At 24.9% G+C, this 19,534-nt stretch carries 17 protein-coding genes and 2 tRNA genes; 7 read left to right on the top strand and 12 right to left on the bottom strand.

The features are described from left to right. Positions 1–52 precede the first annotated feature (52 nt). The 4 genes from argH to cysE all read left to right on the top strand — a co-directional run bounded on the left by argH (position 53) and on the right by cysE (position 3,452). Positions 53–1,432: an argininosuccinate lyase gene (gene argH / locus QZ401_RS00095; protein WP_295163913.1), complete on the top strand. Its 1,380-nt coding sequence runs from the start codon at positions 53–55 to the stop codon at positions 1,430–1,432. A 135-nt stretch (positions 1,433–1,567) separates the two neighbouring features. Beyond that, a complete protein-coding gene (locus QZ401_RS00090; protein WP_295163911.1) occupies positions 1,568–2,017 on the top strand; it encodes a rhodanese-like domain-containing protein in 450 nt (149 codons plus the stop codon). Between the two features lie 76 nt (positions 2,018–2,093). Next, on the top strand, positions 2,094–2,558 hold the full coding sequence (gene secB / locus QZ401_RS00085; protein ID WP_295163909.1) for a protein-export chaperone SecB: 465 nt from the start codon (positions 2,094–2,096) through the stop codon (positions 2,556–2,558). 63 nt (positions 2,559–2,621) lie between these two features. Then, positions 2,622–3,452, top strand: coding sequence for a serine O-acetyltransferase (gene cysE / locus QZ401_RS00080; RefSeq protein WP_295163907.1), 831 nt, complete (start codon positions 2,622–2,624; stop codon positions 3,450–3,452). 121 nt (positions 3,453–3,573) lie between these two features. Here cysE and rpoD read toward each other — a convergent pair whose 3' ends face one another. The 3 genes from rpoD to rpsU form a co-directional block, all read right to left on the bottom strand. Further along, on the bottom strand, positions 3,574–5,421 hold the full coding sequence (gene rpoD, locus QZ401_RS00075; protein WP_295163905.1) for an RNA polymerase sigma factor RpoD: 1,848 nt from the start codon (positions 5,419–5,421) through the stop codon (positions 3,574–3,576). Positions 5,422–5,522: 101 nt separating this feature from the next. Beyond that, positions 5,523–7,274 (bottom strand): DNA primase, encoded by a 1,752-nt coding sequence (gene dnaG, locus QZ401_RS00070; protein ID WP_295163904.1) that lies wholly within the window; start codon positions 7,272–7,274, stop codon positions 5,523–5,525. 71 nt (positions 7,275–7,345) lie between these two features. Further along, positions 7,346–7,561, bottom strand: coding sequence for a 30S ribosomal protein S21 (rpsU, locus tag QZ401_RS00065; RefSeq protein ID WP_009874014.1), 216 nt, complete (start codon positions 7,559–7,561; stop codon positions 7,346–7,348). Between the two features lie 238 nt (positions 7,562–7,799). Between rpsU and tsaD the strand changes: the two genes are divergently transcribed. Then, positions 7,800–8,816 carry a tRNA (adenosine(37)-N6)-threonylcarbamoyltransferase complex transferase subunit TsaD gene (gene tsaD, locus QZ401_RS00060; RefSeq protein WP_295163901.1) on the top strand — a complete coding sequence of 339 codons (1,017 nt, stop codon included), beginning with the start codon at positions 7,800–7,802 and terminating at the stop codon, positions 8,814–8,816. A gap of 46 nt (positions 8,817–8,862) precedes the next feature. On the opposite strand, the gene ribB is transcribed toward tsaD, so the two are convergent. Continuing rightward, positions 8,863–9,504 carry a 3,4-dihydroxy-2-butanone-4-phosphate synthase gene (ribB, locus tag QZ401_RS00055; protein ID WP_295163898.1) on the bottom strand — a complete coding sequence of 214 codons (642 nt, stop codon included), beginning with the start codon at positions 9,502–9,504 and terminating at the stop codon, positions 8,863–8,865. A 251-nt stretch (positions 9,505–9,755) separates the two neighbouring features. Continuing rightward, positions 9,756–10,700, bottom strand: a complete 945-nt coding sequence (gene rfaE1 / locus QZ401_RS00050) for a D-glycero-beta-D-manno-heptose-7-phosphate kinase (RefSeq protein ID WP_295163897.1) — start codon at positions 10,698–10,700, stop codon at positions 9,756–9,758. Positions 10,701–10,936: 236 nt separating this feature from the next. Between rfaE1 and QZ401_RS00045 the strand changes: the two genes are divergently transcribed. After that, entirely contained in the window at positions 10,937–12,178 is a 1,242-nt protein-coding gene (locus QZ401_RS00045; protein ID WP_295163896.1) for a tRNA CCA-pyrophosphorylase, read from the top strand. A 10-nt stretch (positions 12,179–12,188) separates the two neighbouring features. Here QZ401_RS00045 and QZ401_RS00040 read toward each other — a convergent pair whose 3' ends face one another. The 5 genes from QZ401_RS00040 to cysK all read right to left on the bottom strand — a co-directional run bounded on the left by QZ401_RS00040 (position 12,189) and on the right by cysK (position 16,820). Next, the gene (locus QZ401_RS00040) at positions 12,189–12,986 is read right to left on the bottom strand and encodes an undecaprenyl-diphosphate phosphatase (RefSeq protein WP_295163894.1); all 798 of its coding nucleotides are present in this window, start codon (positions 12,984–12,986) and stop codon (positions 12,189–12,191) included. Positions 12,987–13,048: 62 nt separating this feature from the next. Then, on the bottom strand, positions 13,049–13,552 hold the full coding sequence (crr, locus tag QZ401_RS00035; RefSeq protein WP_295163893.1) for a PTS glucose transporter subunit IIA: 504 nt from the start codon (positions 13,550–13,552) through the stop codon (positions 13,049–13,051). A gap of 45 nt (positions 13,553–13,597) precedes the next feature. Continuing rightward, positions 13,598–15,310 (bottom strand): phosphoenolpyruvate-protein phosphotransferase PtsI, encoded by a 1,713-nt coding sequence (gene ptsI / locus QZ401_RS00030; protein WP_295163891.1) that lies wholly within the window; start codon positions 15,308–15,310, stop codon positions 13,598–13,600. Positions 15,311–15,459: 149 nt separating this feature from the next. Beyond that, on the bottom strand, positions 15,460–15,717 hold the full coding sequence (locus QZ401_RS00025; protein WP_158336867.1) for an HPr family phosphocarrier protein: 258 nt from the start codon (positions 15,715–15,717) through the stop codon (positions 15,460–15,462). A gap of 152 nt (positions 15,718–15,869) precedes the next feature. Further along, entirely contained in the window at positions 15,870–16,820 is a 951-nt protein-coding gene (gene cysK, locus QZ401_RS00020; protein ID WP_295163889.1) for a cysteine synthase A, read from the bottom strand. Positions 16,821–17,122: 302 nt separating this feature from the next. Here cysK and ligA point away from each other — a divergent pair, with 302 nt between their 5' ends. Continuing rightward, a complete protein-coding gene (gene ligA / locus QZ401_RS00015) occupies positions 17,123–19,129 on the top strand; it encodes an NAD-dependent DNA ligase LigA (protein WP_295163888.1) in 2,007 nt (668 codons plus the stop codon). A gap of 10 nt (positions 19,130–19,139) precedes the next feature. Here ligA and QZ401_RS00010 read toward each other — a convergent pair. Together QZ401_RS00010 and QZ401_RS00005 are read right to left on the bottom strand one after the other, a co-directional pair. Further along, positions 19,140–19,212: transfer RNA gene (locus QZ401_RS00010), tRNA-Lys, on the bottom strand. Between the two features lie 13 nt (positions 19,213–19,225). Next, a tRNA-Val gene (locus QZ401_RS00005) sits at positions 19,226–19,298 on the bottom strand. Between the last annotated feature and the right edge of the window lie 236 nt (positions 19,299–19,534).

The raw sequence follows: 19,534 nt of genomic DNA, 5'->3' as shown, positions 1-19,534 counted from the left end.
TATTTTTTACTTTTTAATTAATTTTTAAATCATTATTTCATAGAGAAAATATATGTCGCTTTGGGGTGGAAGATTCCTTGATGAATCTAACGAAATGTTTAAAAAATTTAATGCTTCTTTACCTTTTGATTATGTTTTAGCTAAAGAGGATATATTTGCATCTATTGCTTGGTCTAAATCTCTCTTTGAAGTTGGTGTTATTACTCAAGAAGAGCAAAAAAAAATAGAGTCTGCGTTAATTTTTTTAAAAAAAGAAATTTATAATAATCCAAAAAAAATTCTTGAGAGTGATCATGAAGATATTCATAGTTGGATAGAAGCTAATCTTATCAAAAAAATAGGTGAACTAGGTAAAAAACTACATACTGGTCGTAGTAGAAACGATCAAATTACAACTGATTTAAAATTATGGTGTAAAAGAAAAATTTTTGTTTTATTAGATAGTATTATTAACTTACAAAAAAATTTTATTTTTGTTGCTGAATTAAATTATGATATTATAATGCCAGGTTATACCCATTTACAACGCGCTCAACCAATTACATTTTCTTATTGGTGTTTAGCTTATATACAAATGTTAAAACGTGATGCTAGTCGTTTGAAAGATATTTTAAAGAGATTAGATGTTAGTCCATTAGGTTCTGGAGCTTTATCTGGAACAGCATGGAATATTAATAGAAAAAAACTTGCTATATCGATGGGTTTTAATTCAGAAACTGATAATGCACTTGATAGTGTCTCTGATAGAGATTATGTTATAGAATTGTTATCTGCTTCTTCAATTAGTATGACTCATTTATCTCGATTTTCTGAAGATTTGATTTTTTTTAACTCTAGTGAAGCTAATTTCATTGAATTATCTGATTCTATTACATCTGGCTCGTCCTTAATGCCTCAAAAAAAAAATCCAGATGCATTGGAACTGATACGTTCTAAATGTGGTCGTGTTCATGGTGCTCTAGTTTCTATCTTGGTTGTTTTAAAATCTCTTCCCTTGTCCTACAATAAAGATCTTCAAGAAGATAAAGAAGGTCTTTTTGATTCGCTTAAAACTTGGCATGATTCTTTATCAATAGCTAGTTTAGTTCTAAAAAATATAAAATTAAATCGCTCTTCTTGTCGTCAAGCTGCAGAAAAAGGTTATTCTAATGCGACAGAAATTGCGGATTATTTAGTAAAAAAAGGTATGACTTTTCGTGAAGCACATAATATATCTGGTCAATTAGTACTACGAGCTATTAATGAAAAAAAATCCTTAAATGATTTAGATTTATCTATATTTCAAAAATATAGTACTCTTATTACTGATGATATATATGAAAATATTACGTTAGAAGCATGTCTTGAAAAGCGATCTTCTAAAGGTGGAGTGGCGTTCAATGAGATACGCAAACAGATTATAGAAGAAAAAGAAAGATTGAATATTTTATAAAAAACTAATTTTTAATTAAAAAATTTTTTTATTTTTAAATTTTATAAGATATTTAAATTTTTTAAATTCTAAAATTAAAGTTAATTTTTATAAAAGAATATTTTTTTAAACTATGAAATATAGGATTTTTATTGTATGAAAGATATATTATTTTTTATTTCTAATAATTTAGTACTTAGTTTTATATGGTTTTTTTTTCTTATTTCAATAGTTTTTTTAAGTACTAAAAATATGTATTTAAAATCTAAAATTATTAATAACTTTCATGCAATAAAACTAATAAATGAAAATAATGCTATCGTAATTGATACACGATCTGTCGAATTATATAATTCGGGTCATATTGTAAATGCTATTAATATTCCGTTCAAAAATATTTATTCAAAAAAAATAAAAGAGTTAGATTTATCTAAATCTATTCCTATTATTCTTATTATAGATTCATTCGATGATTATAATAAATATATTAAAAAATTCATTAAATGTGGATTAGATAAAATTTATTTTTTAAAGAATGGGATGGATTCTTGGAATACAGAACACTTACCTACTACTTTTAATAAAAAAAATAATTTTCTAAAATAGACTGTTAAATTAAGATTTAAAATCCAATGTTTTTAACATTTAAAATATAAATTTTACTAATTTTAATGGATAGTATATGTCAGAAAAACAATTGAAAAAGAAATCTTTTGAAATTCAGAGAATTTATATAAAAGATGCCTCTTTTGAAGCTCCAAATACTCCAAATATTTTTCATAAAAAATGGGATCCTACAATAAAATTTAATTTAAATACAGTTTCTAAAAAATTAGAACAAAATATTTTTGAGACCACTTTACAAGTAAGAGTGATAGTAAAAAGCGAGAAAAATTTAGTTTTTTTATGCGATGTTCATCAAGTGGGTATTTTTTTTATTTCTTATTTAAATGAAAAAGAATTAAAACATTGTCTAGGATCTTATTGTCCAAATATTTTATTTCCTTATGCTAGAACATGTATATCCAGTTTAGTATCTTATGGTAGTTTTCCGCAATTGAATCTTGCACCTATTAATTTTGATGATATTTTTTATAAAAATTTAAAATTTGAAAAAGATAATTTTAATCAAAAAGACAATTTTTAATTTTTATTGGTTTTATAAATTAAACTAATTTATTTTAAATACTGTTGTAAGGAGGAGGAAATTATGTGTTCTTTAGAAGTCTTAGAGCTATGGAATATAATAAAGCATGAAGCTCAAAATGTATTAAGAAAAGAACCAGTTTTATCAAAGTTTTATCAAGAAAGTATATTAAATCATAAAAAAATAAGTGGTTCTTTAAGTTATATATTATCTAATAAATTATCAACATCGATGATATCCGAAAAAAAATTATATAATATTTTTAATGATATATATTTAAATAATGTATTTATAATGAATTCTGTAGCTAAAGATATAAAAGCAGTATTACAACGTGATCCAGTCGTAAAAAATTATTTAACCCCTCTTTTATATTTAAAAGGTTTTCAAGCTTTAGAAGCATATAGATTAAGTAATTATCTTTGGAATATGAAAAAATATGAGTTATCTACATACCTACAAAGTAGAACATCTACTGTTTTTTCAGTAGATATTCATCCTGGTGCTTCCATTGGTTCTGGAATCATGTTTGATCATGCAACTGGGATTGTTATTGGAGAAGGTGTAATTATAGAGAATGACGTTTCAATTTTTCATTCAGTAACTTTAGGTGGAACAGGTAAAAACAGCGGTAAAAATAGACATCCTACAATTAGAAAAAAAGTTACTATAGGTGCTGGAGCAAAAATATTAGGTAATATTGAAGTTGGTAAAGGAGTAAAAGTAGGAGCTGGATCTGTGGTTTTAAAAAATATCCCCCCATTTGTTACTGTTGCAGGTGTTCCCGCTAAAATTATTAAAAAAGTTAAAACTAGTGAAAAAAAATTTTTTCAAGAGGAAAATAATAATTTAATACGTCATTTAGAATTTTTTCAATATGGAGAAGGTATCTAATTTATATATATTTTTTTTGAAATTAAAACTCCTGTTTCTTTCTTAAGAATATAGTTTATATATTACTATTTTTTAGTACAGAAGTTTTATTTTCGATAATATTAGATATATTTCGTTTACACTAATCATCTAAAAAACTACGTAATACTTCTGATCTACTTGGATGACGGAGTTTTCTTAATGCTTTTGCTTCTATTTGTCTTATTCTTTCTCGAGTAACATCAAATTGTTTTCCCACTTCTTCTAAAGTATGATCAGTGTTCATATCAATTCCAAAACGCATGCGAAGTACCTTTGCTTCACGAGCTGTAAGACCTGATAAAACATCATGTGTTGCTGATCTTAAGCTTTCAGATGTAGCTGAATCAAGTGGCAATTCTAATGTAGTATCTTCTATAAAATCACCTAAATGTGAATCATCATCATCGCCAATAGGTGTTTCCATAGATATTGGTTCTTTAGCTATTTTTAAAACTTTTCTAATTTTATCTTCAGGAATTAACATTTTTTCAGAAAGTTCTTCTGGAGTTGGTTCTCGTCCTATTTCTTGAAGCATTTGTCTAGAAATTCGGTTAAGTTTATTAATAGTTTCTATCATATGTACAGGAATTCGAATAGTTCGTGCTTGATCAGCAATAGAACGAGTAATAGCTTGTCTAATCCACCAAGTTGCATAAGTTGAAAACTTATAGCCTCGACGATATTCAAATTTATCTACTGCTTTCATAAGTCCAATATTACCTTCTTGAATTAAGTCTAAAAATTGTAGTCCTCTATTAGTATATTTTTTTGCAATAGAAATAACTAATCTTAAGTTAGCTTCTACCATTTCTTTTTTTGCTCTTTTAGCTTTAGCCTCTCCAATAGACATTCTTTTATTAATGTCTTTAACTTGTTCGATTGTTAAACCTGTTTCTTTTTCTATTTGACTTAGTTTTTTTATGCTAGAAAAAACTTTTTCTTTAATTCCTTCTAACTTTTCAGACCACGGTTGATTTGAATTTTGTTCTTTTTTAAACCAGTTTTCATCAGTTTCTTTTCCTGAAAAAATTTTTAAAAATATTTTTTTAGGAATTTTACATTCTTCAATACATAGTTTCATAATCGTTCTTTCTTGTATTCTCACTCTATCCATCATATTCCTCATGTTATTAACTAAATGATCAAATTGTTTTGGCACCAATCTAAATTGTTTAAAAATTTCTGAAAGATTATAAATTTCTAACAATGAATCTTTGTGATTTCTATTTTTATTTTTAATTGTATTGCTTGTATTAGTATATTGCTTTCGTAATTCTGTAAATTTTTCATTAGCTAGCTCTGGATCAATGCTATTTTCATCTTCGTTTTCATCTTCGTTTTCATCTTCGTTTGCATTATTATCATGGGTGATATCATCTAAAATTTCAGAACCAATATGTATTGTCGCTGTAGGATGAGAGAATATTTCTTCTGCATTTGGATCTACAAAGCCTGTTATTATATCAGATAATCGTATTTGACCAGTTTTAATTCGATCATATTGTTCTAAAAGATAAGTAATAGCTTCTGGATATTCTGATACAGAAGATTGAACTTGATTAATTCCTTCTTCAATTCTTTTAGCTATATCAATTTCACCTTCTCTTGTTAGCAATTCAACAGTGCCCATTTCCCGCATATACATACGAACAGGATCGGTAGTTCTTCCTAATTCTGATTCAACACTTGATAAAACTTGTGTAGCAGCTTCAACTGCATCTTCGTCTGTATCTGTATTTATTTCATTTAAAATTAAATCATCTGCATCAGGTGCTTCTTCGACGACTTGAATTCCCATATCATTAATCATCTGAATAATGTCATCGATTTGTTCAGAATCAATAATTTCTTCTGGTAGATGATCATTAACTTCGGCATAGGTTAAATACCCTTGCTCCTTACCATGTGTAACAAGCAGCTTAAGTTGTGACTGTGGGTTTTGCTCCATAGGAAAATATCCAAATTTTTATTGATTTAATGAATATTAATTGACTTTTTTTAGTCAATAATGAATAATGATTGTTTTTTTTAATTTAAACTAAAGTAATTTTAATTAAAATTATTTTTTTTTGATAATTTTTTATTAATAGACCAAATCTCTTTTTTTTCGTCTATCGTCAATCCCTTAACTCTTTCTTTTGCAATTAATTTTTCTTGTCTTTTTTCTAGAATTTTACTGTATGTGTTTTTTAATAAATCTACAAACATATTTCGAATTTTTTCTTTAATTATCATATGATCCCATTTAGATAAAATTTTTAAAATATTAATTATTTTACTGTTTCTGTAAAACTCTAATAATTGACCTGTGTTAAAATTTGGATTATCAGAACATGTTTTCAAAATTTCTAAAAAAATAGGCAGTCCTTTTATTTTTTCATTTTCAAATTTTTTTGTTGAAGATACTAATTTGGCTAAATTAGGATTTTGAATAAGTAAACTTATAAGAATTCGCATAGGAGTATGTTTAATTTGAAATTGTAAATTTTTATTTTTTCTTTCTTTTTCATATAAAAATTTTTCAAATTGATAATCATCTAAAATTCCTATTATTCTAGCTAATATTTGTCGTAAATAAATTCTTATTGTATCACTAGATATACAGTTTATTAAAGGTAAAGCACGTACACTTAAGTGGAACTTATCATCATTAGATGATAAATCAACGTTTTTTAAAATATTTTTAAAAAAAAATTTTGACATTGTAAGAGCATTGTCAATACGTAATTGAAATTTTTTTTTACCTTCTTTTTTTATAATTGTATCGGGATCTTCATTTTTAGGTAACATTATAAATTTTATACTTTTTTCATCAGATATATATGGTAATGCAATTTTTAAAGTTCTCCAAGAGGCATTTCTACCTGCATCATCACCATCGTAACAGTATATAACTGTATTAGTATGACGAAAAAGCATCTGTATATGTTCTTTTGTTATAGATGTACCTAATGATGAAACTACATATTCAATATTATATTGTGTTAACATAATAACATCTATATATCCTTCTACAACTAGTAGATGTTTTGGTTTAGAGTGTTTTTTTTTCACTTGATATAATCCATAAATTTGTTTTCCTTTATGAAAAATATCAGTTTCATGTGAATTAAGATATTTTGGTAAAATATTATTTGTTATTGAACGTCCTCCAAAACTTGTAATTCTTCCATGTTGATCATGTATAGGAAAAATGATACGCCCTTGAAAGGGATCATACACATATCCATTTTTATTAGTAGAAATTATTTTGTAATATAATAAATCTTTTTCAAAATCTTTTTTTATATTGAATTTTTTAGAAAATAAATTCCATTTATTACTTGAAAATCCAATACAAAAAAAATCAATCATATTTTTGTTGATTCCTCTTTTAATTAAGTATTTTTTTGCTGAATCAGTAAAAATAATGTTTTTTTGATATAATTTAGATATTTCATTCATTAATGAATATAATTTTTGTTTTTTTAGATAATAGTTTTTTTCAGTTATACTTTTTTTATTAAATGGAATTTCAATACTATGAATTGCAGCGAGTTCTTCAATACTTTCTACAAAATTTAAATTATCGTAGTTAATTAAAAAATCAATTGCGTTTCCATGTGCATTACATCCAAAACAATAATAAAATTGTTTTTCATAATTTACAGTAAAAGATGGGGTTTTATCATTATGGAAAGGACAATGAGTTTGATAATTTTTACCATTTTTTTTTAATTTTATTCGTGTTTCTATAAGTTCAACAATATTTGTACGAAATAATAGTTCATTAATAAAATATTTAGGTATTGTTCCAGACATATATTTTTTATATGGTAGAATAAAATTCCGTTCTTAAAAAAGAACGGTTTTTTAGTTTTTTAAGAAATATATTAATACATACGAATACGTCTTGCATTTTCTCTTGTCAGCTTTTTTGCGAGACGTTTGACAGCAGAAGCTTTGGCACGTTTTCGTTCAGTAGTGGGTTTTTCGTAAAATTCTCTTCTTCGAATTTCAGCTAAAATACCAGCTTTTTCACAAGATCTTTTAAAACGACGAAGTGCTACATCAAAAGGCTCATTTTCACGTACTTTTATTATTGGCATTCAAATTTTACCTCTATTGTTTTTACTTGATAGGTATAAAAAATTAATAATTAATATTTTTTTAAATATAGAATAGATCCTATCTCAATTAAGATTATTTTGTAAAGTAGCATTATCTTTTATTTATTTTGATTTTTTCACTTTTTTAAAAAACTTATTAAGTAAATTATTTTCAATAATATCCATTTTATCAATATTAATTATTTTATTTTAAATTAATTTTATAGGTGTATAAAAAATGAAAGTTTTAGGTATTGAAACATCTTGCGATGATACTGGTATAGCTATTTATGATGTTTCTAAAGGTTTATTAATTAATGAATTGCATAGTCAGAAAAAAATACATGCTAATTACGGTGGTATTATTCCAGAATTAGCAGCGCGTGAACATACAAGGAAAATAATTTTTTTGTTAGATAAAATTTTTAAAAAAAAAAATATTATGAAGGAAATTGATCTTATTGCATATACTGCGGGACCTGGTTTAGTTGGTTCTTTATTAGTCGGTGCTACATTTGCATGTTCTTTGGGTTTTGCTTTAAATATTCCTGTTTTACCTGTCAATCATATGGAAGCGCATTTATTATCACCAATGTTAGAGTATAAGTCAATTGAATTTCCATTTATTGCATTATTAGTTTCTGGAAAGCATACACAAATAATTGCTGCTTATAAATTAGGAAAATATGAAATATTAGGAAATTCTTTAGATGATGCTGCAGGTGAAGCTTTTGATAAAACATCAAAAATGCTGGGATTAAAATATCCAAATGGACGTGAATTATCTAATTTAGCAGCTAAGGGAATAAAAAATTACTTTTATTTTCCTCGACCTATGATACATCATTCAAGTTTAAATTTTAGTTTTTCAGGTTTAAAAACTTTTACTTCTAAAGTTATCAACAATAAAATTTTAAATATTCAACAAAAAGCTAATATTGCAAGAGCTTTTGAAGATGCAGTAATCGATGTATTGTTAATTAAAACTAAAAAAGCATTATATAAGAAAGGATGGAAACGTCTAGTTATAGCAGGTGGTGTCAGTGCAAATTCTTCATTACGAAAAAGATCGAAAGATATGATGAAAAAAGTTTTTAATGGAAAACTTTTTTGTTCTCAATTAAAATTCTGTACAGATAATGGTGCAATGATTGCTTATCTTGGATCATTGCGTTATAAAGAGGCGAGCATAATTTCTTCATTAGAAATACTTGTTAAACCAAAATGGCCTATAGATAATTTATCTCATATTTAATAAGTATTATTCTTATATGTAAGAATGGTTTTTTTGATATAAATTTTTATTTTTTATTTTTAATGTAGCAAATCAAATCTTTAATAGTTAATATTTTCATTTTTTTAGATTTCGAAAATTTTATAATTTCAGGTGTTCGAGACATAGATCCATCTTTGTTGGTTAATTCACAAATTACTCCATATGGTTTAAAACCAGCAAGTGAAACCATTTCGACAGCTGCCTCTGTATGTCCTGCTCTTGCTAATATTCCTCCGCTATTTGCTCTGAGAGGAAATACATGTCCTGGTCTGTTTAAATCACTAGGCTTGGCATCATCTGCTGTAGCTGTTTTTATAGTAGTTAATCGATCTTTTGCTGATACACCAGTAGAAACACCTTTTGAAGCTTCTATTGTGACTGTAAATCCAGTACGGTAAGTACTGGTATTGTTTTTAACCATCATAGGTAAATCTAGCTTTTTACGTTTAGATTCTGTTATACATAAACATACAATACCACTACCATATCTAATTGTTAGCGCCATTTGCTCGACTGTCATCTTTTCGGATGAAAAAACCAGATCTCCTTCATTTTCACGTTTTTCATCATCTAATATAATAATACCTTCACCTAATTGTAAGGAATATATAGCGTTTTCAACACGTTCTATAGGGTTTCCAAATTCAGAAAGCAGTGTTTGGTTCATTTTGAAAACCTTCTTATATTTATTAAATAAAAAATTTTAAAAAATCAGGAATAATTAAAAATTAAATATTTTTATTATATATTGAATAAAATTTAAGAGCAATGTGGAAACATATAGTTTTTAACTATATTTATGTATCTTTTTTTATACCTAAGTATTACTAATAATATTTAGATATAAAATTATTTTTGAAAAAATTTTTGTTTTTATAAAAAACGCAAAAAAATTTTTATTAATTTTAAAGTATAATACTAGATGTTTAAAGCTGTATTTAATTGATTAATTGTTAGTGTTTCAGTACCTATTTTTTGTACTACTATACTAGCCCCAACATTTGCGTAAAAACAAGCTTCTTCTAACGAATATCCTGTAGCTAAAGAAGAAGCTATTATTGAAATCACAGTATCTCCTGCACCTGTTACGTCTAATGCTATTTTAGATATAGCTGGAAAATGTATAGGTTGTTTTTCAGGTTGAAACAGAGTCATACCATTTTTCGCACGAGTAACTAATAATGCTGATAAATTTAATTCAGATACTAACTTTATTCCTCGTTGTAATATTTCTTTTTCTTCGTAACATTTTCCCACTATTTGTTCAAATTCAGAAAGATTTGGTGTTAATAAAGTAGCACCAGAATATTTTTTAAAATCTAATCCTTTTGGATCTATAAGTATAGGAACGGACATTTTTTTTGCTAAATTAATAATTTTTTTTACATTAACTAATGTACCTTTTGCATAATCCGAAAGTACTAAAACTTTATAATATGTTAATGAGTTAATAATTTTTTCATATAATAAATTAAATTTTTTTGAAATATATTTTTCTTGAAAATCTAATCTAATTAACTGTTTATCTTCTGATAAAATTCTGATTTTTGTGATTGTTTTATTTTTTTTTATACTAATCAAATCAGGATAAATTCTGATATGATTAAGTAGTTTTTTTAATATTAAACCTTCATAATCTGTACCAATAAAACCAATTATTTTAGAGTTACCACCAATTTCTGCGATATTTTTGGCAACATTTGCAGCGCCACCTGGTTGTTTTTTTATTTTATTAATTGGCGCAATTGGTAGTGATTCTTCTAATAATACATAGTAATTTTTACTATACCAATAGCAATCTAATATAAGGTCTCCAACGACAAGAACAAGTGCATTTTTAAAATTAATTAATTTTTTTTTCATGGTAATCTCTTTAAATTATATAAAATTGTTAATTGCTACTTTTAAATTAAAATAATTCAGTAAAAATAAATGAGTGTTTTTTAGGTTTTTAATCCTAAAAGTTAATTAATTTTTTTATATATTATATAAAAAATTATTACAAGATTTTATTTTTATAAAATTTAGATAATTATTTAATATATTTTATTCTTTCTATTATAGAATAGAATTCTATTTTTTAGTATGGGAAAATTTTTATGAAAATATATTTAGTAGGAGGAGCTGTTCGTGATAGTTTATTAAATTTACCAATTAAAGATAGAGATTGGGTAGTAGTAGGAGGTACAAAGGAAATATTATTAAAAAAAAAATTTCAACAAGTAGGAAAAGATTTTCCTGTTTTTTTACATCCAGAAACACACGAAGAATATGCTTTAGCAAGAAAAGAAAGAAAATCTGGTAAAGGATATACTGGTTTTTATACTGAATTTAATTCTGATGTTACACTAGAAGAAGATTTGATTAGACGTGATTTGACTATTAATGCTATTGCTAAAGATGAATACGGTAATTATATTGATCCTTTTCAAGGTAAAAAAGATTTAGAACTTCGATTATTGCGTCATGTTTCAGACTCCTTTATAGAAGATCCATTGCGTGTTTTACGTACAGCAAGATTCGCAGCTAGTTTGGCTCATTTAGGTTTCTATATCGATAAGAAAACAATGATTTTAATGTCTAAGATGGTAAAAAAAAATGAACTTTTATATTTGACTAAAAATAGAATTTGGAATGAAACTGAAAAAGCTTTTAAAACCTCTAATCCTCATGTTTATTTTCAAGTTTTATATTCTTGTAAAGCATTATATTCTGTTTTTCCAGAAATTTATTTTCTATATGAAAGAAAAAGATTTTCTTCTCCACTTTTTCAAAATTTATATAATAGCTGTTTTTTATCAATGGGTTTATCTAAGATACGTATTTTAACTAAAGATATTTCCATACAATTTTCTTATTTATGCCAATTTTTACCTCAAAAAATAGAATTTTCTTCTACAAAAAAAAATTATGATGAGTATGCTGCTACATTTGTAAAACGTTTATGTAATCGTTTTGACGTTCCATTAAATATCCGAGAATTAGCAGTTTTAAATGCTGGTTTTTATGTTTTTTTAAATTCAATTCACTATCAGTCTTCTAAAAATATTGTTGATATGTTCTCAAAAATAGATGCTTGGAGAAAACCAGATCGAATCTATAAATTATCGTTTTTATCTGATTTTAATTTATTCCATCATAATCAAAACAAAATATTTAATTTTAAATTAAAAACTGGTTTTTTAAAAAAATGTTTTTTTATTGTCAAAGATGTTTCTGTTAAAAAAATTTTGAATCAAGGTTTTAAAGGCTATAATATTAGAAATGAACTAAATAAATTAAGAGTTAAAAAACTTGAATTATGGCGTATGAAAAAAAAATATTTTTTTTTAAAAAAATAAATTCTATTATTTATTTTAAAAAATAAATCAATCCTGCTATTAAAAAACGATAAATTCCAAAAAATGTTAACGATACTTTATTAAGTATCTTAATTAGTTTTTTTATGAAGATAAAAGAAACAAGAAAGGATACAGCGAATCCACTAAAGAAATATGAAATATTTAACATATTAATATTATGAATGTTTTTTATCAAATCTAAAACTGATGCTCCTGTTATCAATGGAATTGAAATAATAAAAGAAAAATTTATTGCAACTGAACGTTTTAAACCTAATAATATTGCTATTGCGATACTGGCTCCAGATCTTGAAAATCCTGGATATAAACATAGAGTTTGAAAACATCCAATAATTAATGATTGTACTAAATTTATATCGTTGATAGAATTAGTTTTTAATTTTTTTGGTTTAAACATTTCAGCAATTATTAGAAAAAATCCACCTAATACTAATGCATACATCACGTTAATAGGATTAAATAGCAATTTAATTTTATTATAAAACATTAATCCTAAAAAAATTGTCGGTAAAATAGAAATAAGAATATGTGTGTTTTTTGTTTTTTTGTTTTCTTTTTTCATTGGCAATCGTAATATTTTTAGAATTTTTTTGTAAAAAAATAAAAAAACTGCCAAAGTAGATCCAAGTTGAACAAATATTTCTAATATTTTAGTATCTTTGTTTTCTATATTTAACCAATGAACAAAAATAATCATATGTCCTGTAGATGAAATAGGAAAAAATTCAGCTATTCCTTGTACTATTCCTATAGTAGTAGAAATAATTATATTATGAAGACAAAACATGTCTTTTCCTTATCTTTATGTTAAAACGGTACTAAATAATAGCACCGTTTTTATATTAAAAATCAATTATATAAAGACATAATAACTGTTTTTCCAGCAATAATTGTACCTGATGATTTTTCTATTTTTTTAAATTTTTCTATATTAGATATTACAACTGGTGTTAAAATAGAATGAGCTTTCTCTTTTAATAAATTTAAATCAAATAAGATAATAGTATCTCCTATTTTTACTTTTTGATTATCTTTTGCTATTTTTGTAAAACCTTCTCCTTTTAATTTTACTGTATCAATTCCAAAATGTACGAATAATTCTACTCCATCTTCTGAAATAATTGAAAAGGCATGCATACTATTTAGTATTTTCCCAATTGTACCGTTCATTGGTGAAAGCATTTTATTTCCTGAGGGATTAATAGCTATTCCATCACCGACAATTTTTTTAGAAAAAACAACGTCTGGTACATCTTCAATATTTATTATATCACCTGATAAAGGTGCTAAAATATCTATTTTTTTTGAATATTTAGGTTTTTTTTTATTAAAAAAATTAGACAAGAAACTCATTTTTTTTCTCCTAAGTCTTTTTATAAATTAAATTTTTATTTTTCCTTAAATAATAAATTTATTTAATAGATCTAAAATTTCTTTTGTAGTTGCTGCGTTTAATACCTTTTTAGCCAATTCTTGAGATTTTGAAAAAGATGTTTTACGAATAATTTTTTTAATTTTAGGAATGCTTGTTGAACTCATACTAAATTCATCTAAACCCATACCTAATAAAAGTGCAGTAACGCGTTCATCTCCTGCCAATTCTCCACACATACCTGTCCACTTTCCATGTAAATGTGATATATCAATAACTTTTTTAATTAATTTTAAAACAGCGGGATTTATAGGATTATAAAGATGTGAAATTAAATCATTTCCTCTATCTACTGCTAAAGTATATTGTGTTAAATCATTAGTACCGATACTAAAAAAATCAACTTCTTTTATTAGATGTTCTGCTATTATGGCTGATGCAGGAGTTTCTATCATAATTCCAATTTTAATATTTTTATCAAATATCAAATGTTCTTTTTTTAATTCAATTTGAAGTTTTTGAATTTCAATTTTTAACGTTCTAATTTCTTCTACTGATATAATCATAGGAAATAAAATACAAATTTTACCAAATGCAGAAGCTCTAAGAATTGCTCTTAATTGTGCATGTAAAATTTCTTTACGATCCATTGAAATACGTATAGCTCTCCATCCTAGAAAAGGGTTTTCTTCTTTTGGTAAATTCATGTATGGAAGATCTTTATCGCCACCAATATCCATGGTTCTGACAATAACTGACTTATTTTCCATTGATTCTACAATTTCTTTATATGCTTGAAATTGTTCGTTTTCAGTAGGAAGTGTACTTCTTCCCATAAATAAAAATTCTGTTCTATATAAACCTATGCATTCAGCACCATTTTTTTTTGCCGAATCAATGTCTTGAATATTTCCAATATTAGATCCGATTTTAATATTATGTCCATCGGTAGTAGTGGCATATAAGTTTTTTAACTTTTTTAAATTTTCTTTCTTAAAAAAATATTTTTTTTCTACTTGTTTTTTTTCATTGATTTGTTGATTAGATGGATTAATAATAATTTCATTATTAATAGAATCTAAAATAATGAAATCGTTATTTTTTACTTTTTTAGTTATATTCACAGTACCTACAATAGCTGGTATTTCAAGTGATCTAGCCATGATCGATGTATGTGATGTTGGACCACCTAAATCTGTAATAAACCCTAAAATATATTTTAAATTGATTTGTGCTGTTTCTGAAGGAGTAAGGTCTTTTGAGATTAAAATAACTTGGTTTTTTATATTGTTTAAATCAACAATACTAATATTAAGTATATTTTTTAGTAAACGAGCACCAATATCTCTTACATCAATCGCTCTGTTTTTCAAATATTCATCTTTTATTTCTTCTAATGCTTTGGCTTGTCCTTCAATAATAAATTTAGTGGCTTCTGCAGCTGATATTTTTTTTTCTTTGATTAAATCAATTATTTCTTTTTCTAGTTCTTCATCTTCAAGAAGCATTATATGACCTTCGAAGATACCTTCTTTTTTCTTTCCAAATTTTTCGCCTGTGGCTATTTTTATTTCTGTTAGTTGTTTTACTGATTTTTTTCTACCGTCAAAGAATTTATTTATTTCTGTTTTGATATTTTCAGTAGAAATAATTTTCCGGTTAATGACAATTTCTTCGTTTTTTAATAAAAGTACATTGCCAAAAGCTATACCCGGTGATGCTAAAATGCCTGAAATCATAACATTACCTTAATTATAAAGTTTATTTATTTTAGAGGGGGAAAACATAGAATGTCAGGCGAATATATTATTTTTTATAAAATAAATCCGGAAGCAATATAAAACCTCCGGTATTTTTACAAAGTGTATAAATTATTTTCAATTATAATTTATTCTAGTTCTGTCATTATTTTAGATAAATGTTCAATAGCTTTTTTTTCATCTTTACCTTCTGCAGACAATGTAATAACGCTGTCTTTAACTAAACCTAACGTTTGAATTTTAAATAAACTTTTTGCATTAATAGATTTTCCATTATAAATAATATGAATATCGGAGAGAAAATTTTTTGCTTCTTTTACAAATTCGGCTGCAGGTCGAGTATGTAAACCATGTAAAGCATTGATTTTAATTTCTTTTTGAAACATTTTTTTTCCTTAGGTAATATTAAGTTTATGAAATAATTTTAATATATTTTAAAATAAATTTTTAATTTAAAATATTAAAATACAACTTCTATAATAAAATTAATTTATTTCTTTTTATTAAAGAAGTTGTATTTTTGATAATGGTTTCCATTTTAGAATGATGTGGAAAATAGTTCTGTACTTAAATAACGTTCTCCAGAAGAAGGTAATATAACTACTATAGTTTTATTTTCAAAATTCTTTTCTTTTTGTATTTTTAAAGCTGCTGCTATAGCTGCACCTGAAGAAATTCCTGACAATATTCCTTCTTTTTTCATTATTTTTTGAGCGTTAAGTATTGCTTCTTTACTTGATACTGTAATTACTCTATCAACTAATGATAAATCTAAATTTTTAGGAATAAAACCAGCTCCTATTCCTTGTATTTTATGTAATCCAGGTTTTATTTCTTTTCCTGATAAAAACTGTGTAATTACAGGTGATTCTAAAGGTTCAACAGCAATGCTAATTAAATCTTTTTTTCCTTTTTCTATTTTTATATATCTTGTAATTCCTGTAATTGTTCCGCCTGTACCTACACCTGAAATTAACACATCTATATTTTCATTAGTATCTCTCCAAATTTCTGGGCCAGTAGTTTTTTGATGTATTTCTGGATTAGCTGGATTTTCAAATTGTTTTAATAAAAGATATCTTTTTTTATTTAAAGATACAATTTCATTTGCTTTAGATATAGCACCTTTCATACCATATTTTCCATTTGTTAGTATCAAATTTGCACCTAAAGATTGTAGTAATTTTCTTCTTTCTATAGACATAGAATCAGGCATTATAAGAGTTAATGAATAATTTCTTGCTGCTGCAACATACGCTAAAGCTATTCCTGTATTACCGCTAGTTGCTTCAATTAATTCTATATTTTTATTTAGATATCCTTTTTTTTCTGCATTCCATATCATATTAGCACCAATTCTACATTTCACACTAAAACTTGGATTTCTAGATTCTATTTTTGCTAAAATTTTTCCATTTCCTATATTATTTAAACGAACAAGTGGTGTATTCCCGATAGTTAAAGAGTTATCTGTATATATTTTATTCATTTTTTCAATGCCTTGATGCTGATTTTTAGTTAATTTTTGATAAAATTTATATTTTTTATTATTATATTTTATTTTAAATAATAATTTTTATAAAAATTATTTTTTAATATATTAAGAAATAATTTTTTTAAATTTAAACATGTATTTAAAAAAAAGTGTTTTTAATAATTTAAATAGTTATTTATGAAGGTCATTTTTTTATATTATGATAAAAAATTACATAAAAAAATATTAATATTATTAATTTAAAAAATTTGTAATAATTAAATATTAATTTCTATTAATAGAAACCTAATATACTTATGAAACTGATTAAAGAAAAAATTGATAAGTTACGCAAAAAAATTTTAAAATATGACTATTTTTATCACAGTTTAGATCAGCCTATTGTTTCTGATGCAGAATACGATTATTTATTAAGTCAATTGTATAATTTAGAATTAAAAAATAAAGAATTTATTACTGTAGATTCTCCGACTCAAAGAGTGGGTTCTAACTTAATTGAAAAATTTAAAAAAATAGTACATTTTTCTCCTATGTTGTCTTTAGAAAATACATTTGATTTAAATGGTTTTTTAGATTTTGAAAACAGAGTTAAAAAATTTTTTGATAAAAATCAGTTAATAAACTTTTGTTGCGAGTTAAAAATTGATGGTATAGCTGTTAGTTTGATTTATGAAAAAGGCATTCTAGTTCGTGCAGCAACTCGTGGAGATGGTTATATAGGAGAAAATATAACAGATAATATACGTACTATAAAATCTGTTCCCTTAGAATTAAAAGGAGTTTCTATACCTAAAAGATTAGAAGTAAGAGGTGAAGTTTTTATGTTAAAGTCTGATTTTTTAGAATTAAATAAAAAACTTTATATTAGTAAAAAAAAATCTTTTTCTAATCCTAGAAATGCAGCAGCAGGATCTTTACGTCAAATTAATTCAAAAATAACTGCTAAAAGAAAATTAATTTTTGTTTGTCACGGATACGGTTTATTTAAAGGAATGGAATGTTTTAAAAGCCATTATGAAAGGTTAATGCAATTTTCAAAATGGGGTTTACCAATTAATCACGAAATGTTAATTTGTAAAAATCATGTGGAAATATTTAATTTTTATAAAAAAATTGAAGAAAGACGCTATTTTTTTAATTTTAATATAGATGGTATTGTTATAAAAATAGATTCAGTCGAATTACAAAATAAATTAGGTTCTAATAATAAATTTCCTAGATGGGCTATTGCATTTAAATTTATTTCTAAAGAAGAAATTACCAAACTACGTGATGTAAAATTTCAAGTTGGTAGGACAGGTATAATTACACCGGTAGCATATTTTGATCCTGTTTGTATATCAGGAGCAATTATTAGAAAAGCTTCTTTATATAATAAAAATTCAATCGAAAAATTAAATTTACATATTAACGATTCTATTTTAATTCGTCGTTCTGGTGATGTTATACCTAAAATTATTAGTGTGATTAAAGAAAACTGTTTTAAAAATCAAAAAAAAATACTTTTTCCTATTTTTTGTCCAGTTTGTAATTCACGTTTAATAGAAAACAAAGAAGACAAAATAATACGTTGTCATAATGGATTAACATGTAATGCTCAGAAAAAAAAAGCATTACATCATTTTTTTTCAAAGAATGCATTAAATATAACTGGTTTAGGACCAAAAATTATTAGTGAATTAATAAAAAAAAAAATCGTTACAAATCCTATAGATATTTTTTATCTTACAAAATCTCAATTACAACAATTAGACAAAATTAAAGAAAAAAAAAGTTTAAATATTATCAATGCTATTTTAAAAACAAAAAAAATTAGTTTAAAACGTTTAATTTTTGCTTTAGGAATTCCTTCTGTAGGCGAAGTAATAGCAAGGAAAATAGTTATAAATTTTAAAACATTAGATAGAATAATAAACGCAACAATATTAGATTTAGAATCTGTAAATGGCATAGGAAAAGAAATTGCTACTAATATATTTAATTATTTTTCGATTTTTTCAAATCGAGAATTAGTAACTCGTTTTTCTGATAAGATATATTTTTTTGAAAGTAATGAAATGAATTTAAAAAATAAAAATTTCTTTAATAAAAGAATTGTTTTAACAGGTAAATTTGTTTCTTTTTCACGTAGTGAATTAGCAGAAATATTGATTGAATTAGGTGCTAAATTGTCTAATAGTATATCTAAAAATACAGATTTATTAATTTATGGAAAAAAATCGGGTAGCAGTAAAATTTTTAAAGCGACTGAATTAAAAATAAAAACTATTAATGAAACTGAACTTAATTTATTGATTAAATAAAATTTTTTTATGGGTCGTGCAGGATTTGAACCTGCGACCAATTGATTAAAAGTCAACTGCTCTACCAACTGAGCTAACGACCCCAATATTTTTTGATGGGTGATGACGGACTCGAACCGCCGACCTCCTCCGTGTAAAGGAGGAGCTCTACCAACTGAGCTAATCACCCTTTTTAATGATATTTATAGCTTTATTGTAAAGGTAAGAAAATTAGAGTCAATCTTTTTTTTTAAAAGAGTATTTGTTTGTTGTAAATTTAATCGTTATGATGAAATAAGTATCTATAATTTAACATTTATAAAATTAATTTATAAAATTCAAAAAAATATATATAAAATATATGAATAAGTTAAGTAAAAATTTTTAGTTTAAGGAATATATGAAAGTAAAAACTCGTTTTGCGCC

Source organism: uncultured Buchnera sp. (genome assembly GCF_913776765.1).
Classification (GTDB): Bacteria; Pseudomonadota; Gammaproteobacteria; order Enterobacterales; family Enterobacteriaceae; genus Buchnera; species Buchnera aphidicola_AO.
Note: the sequence above shows the minus strand (reverse complement) of the source record. Positions and strands in the feature narration are given on the sequence as shown.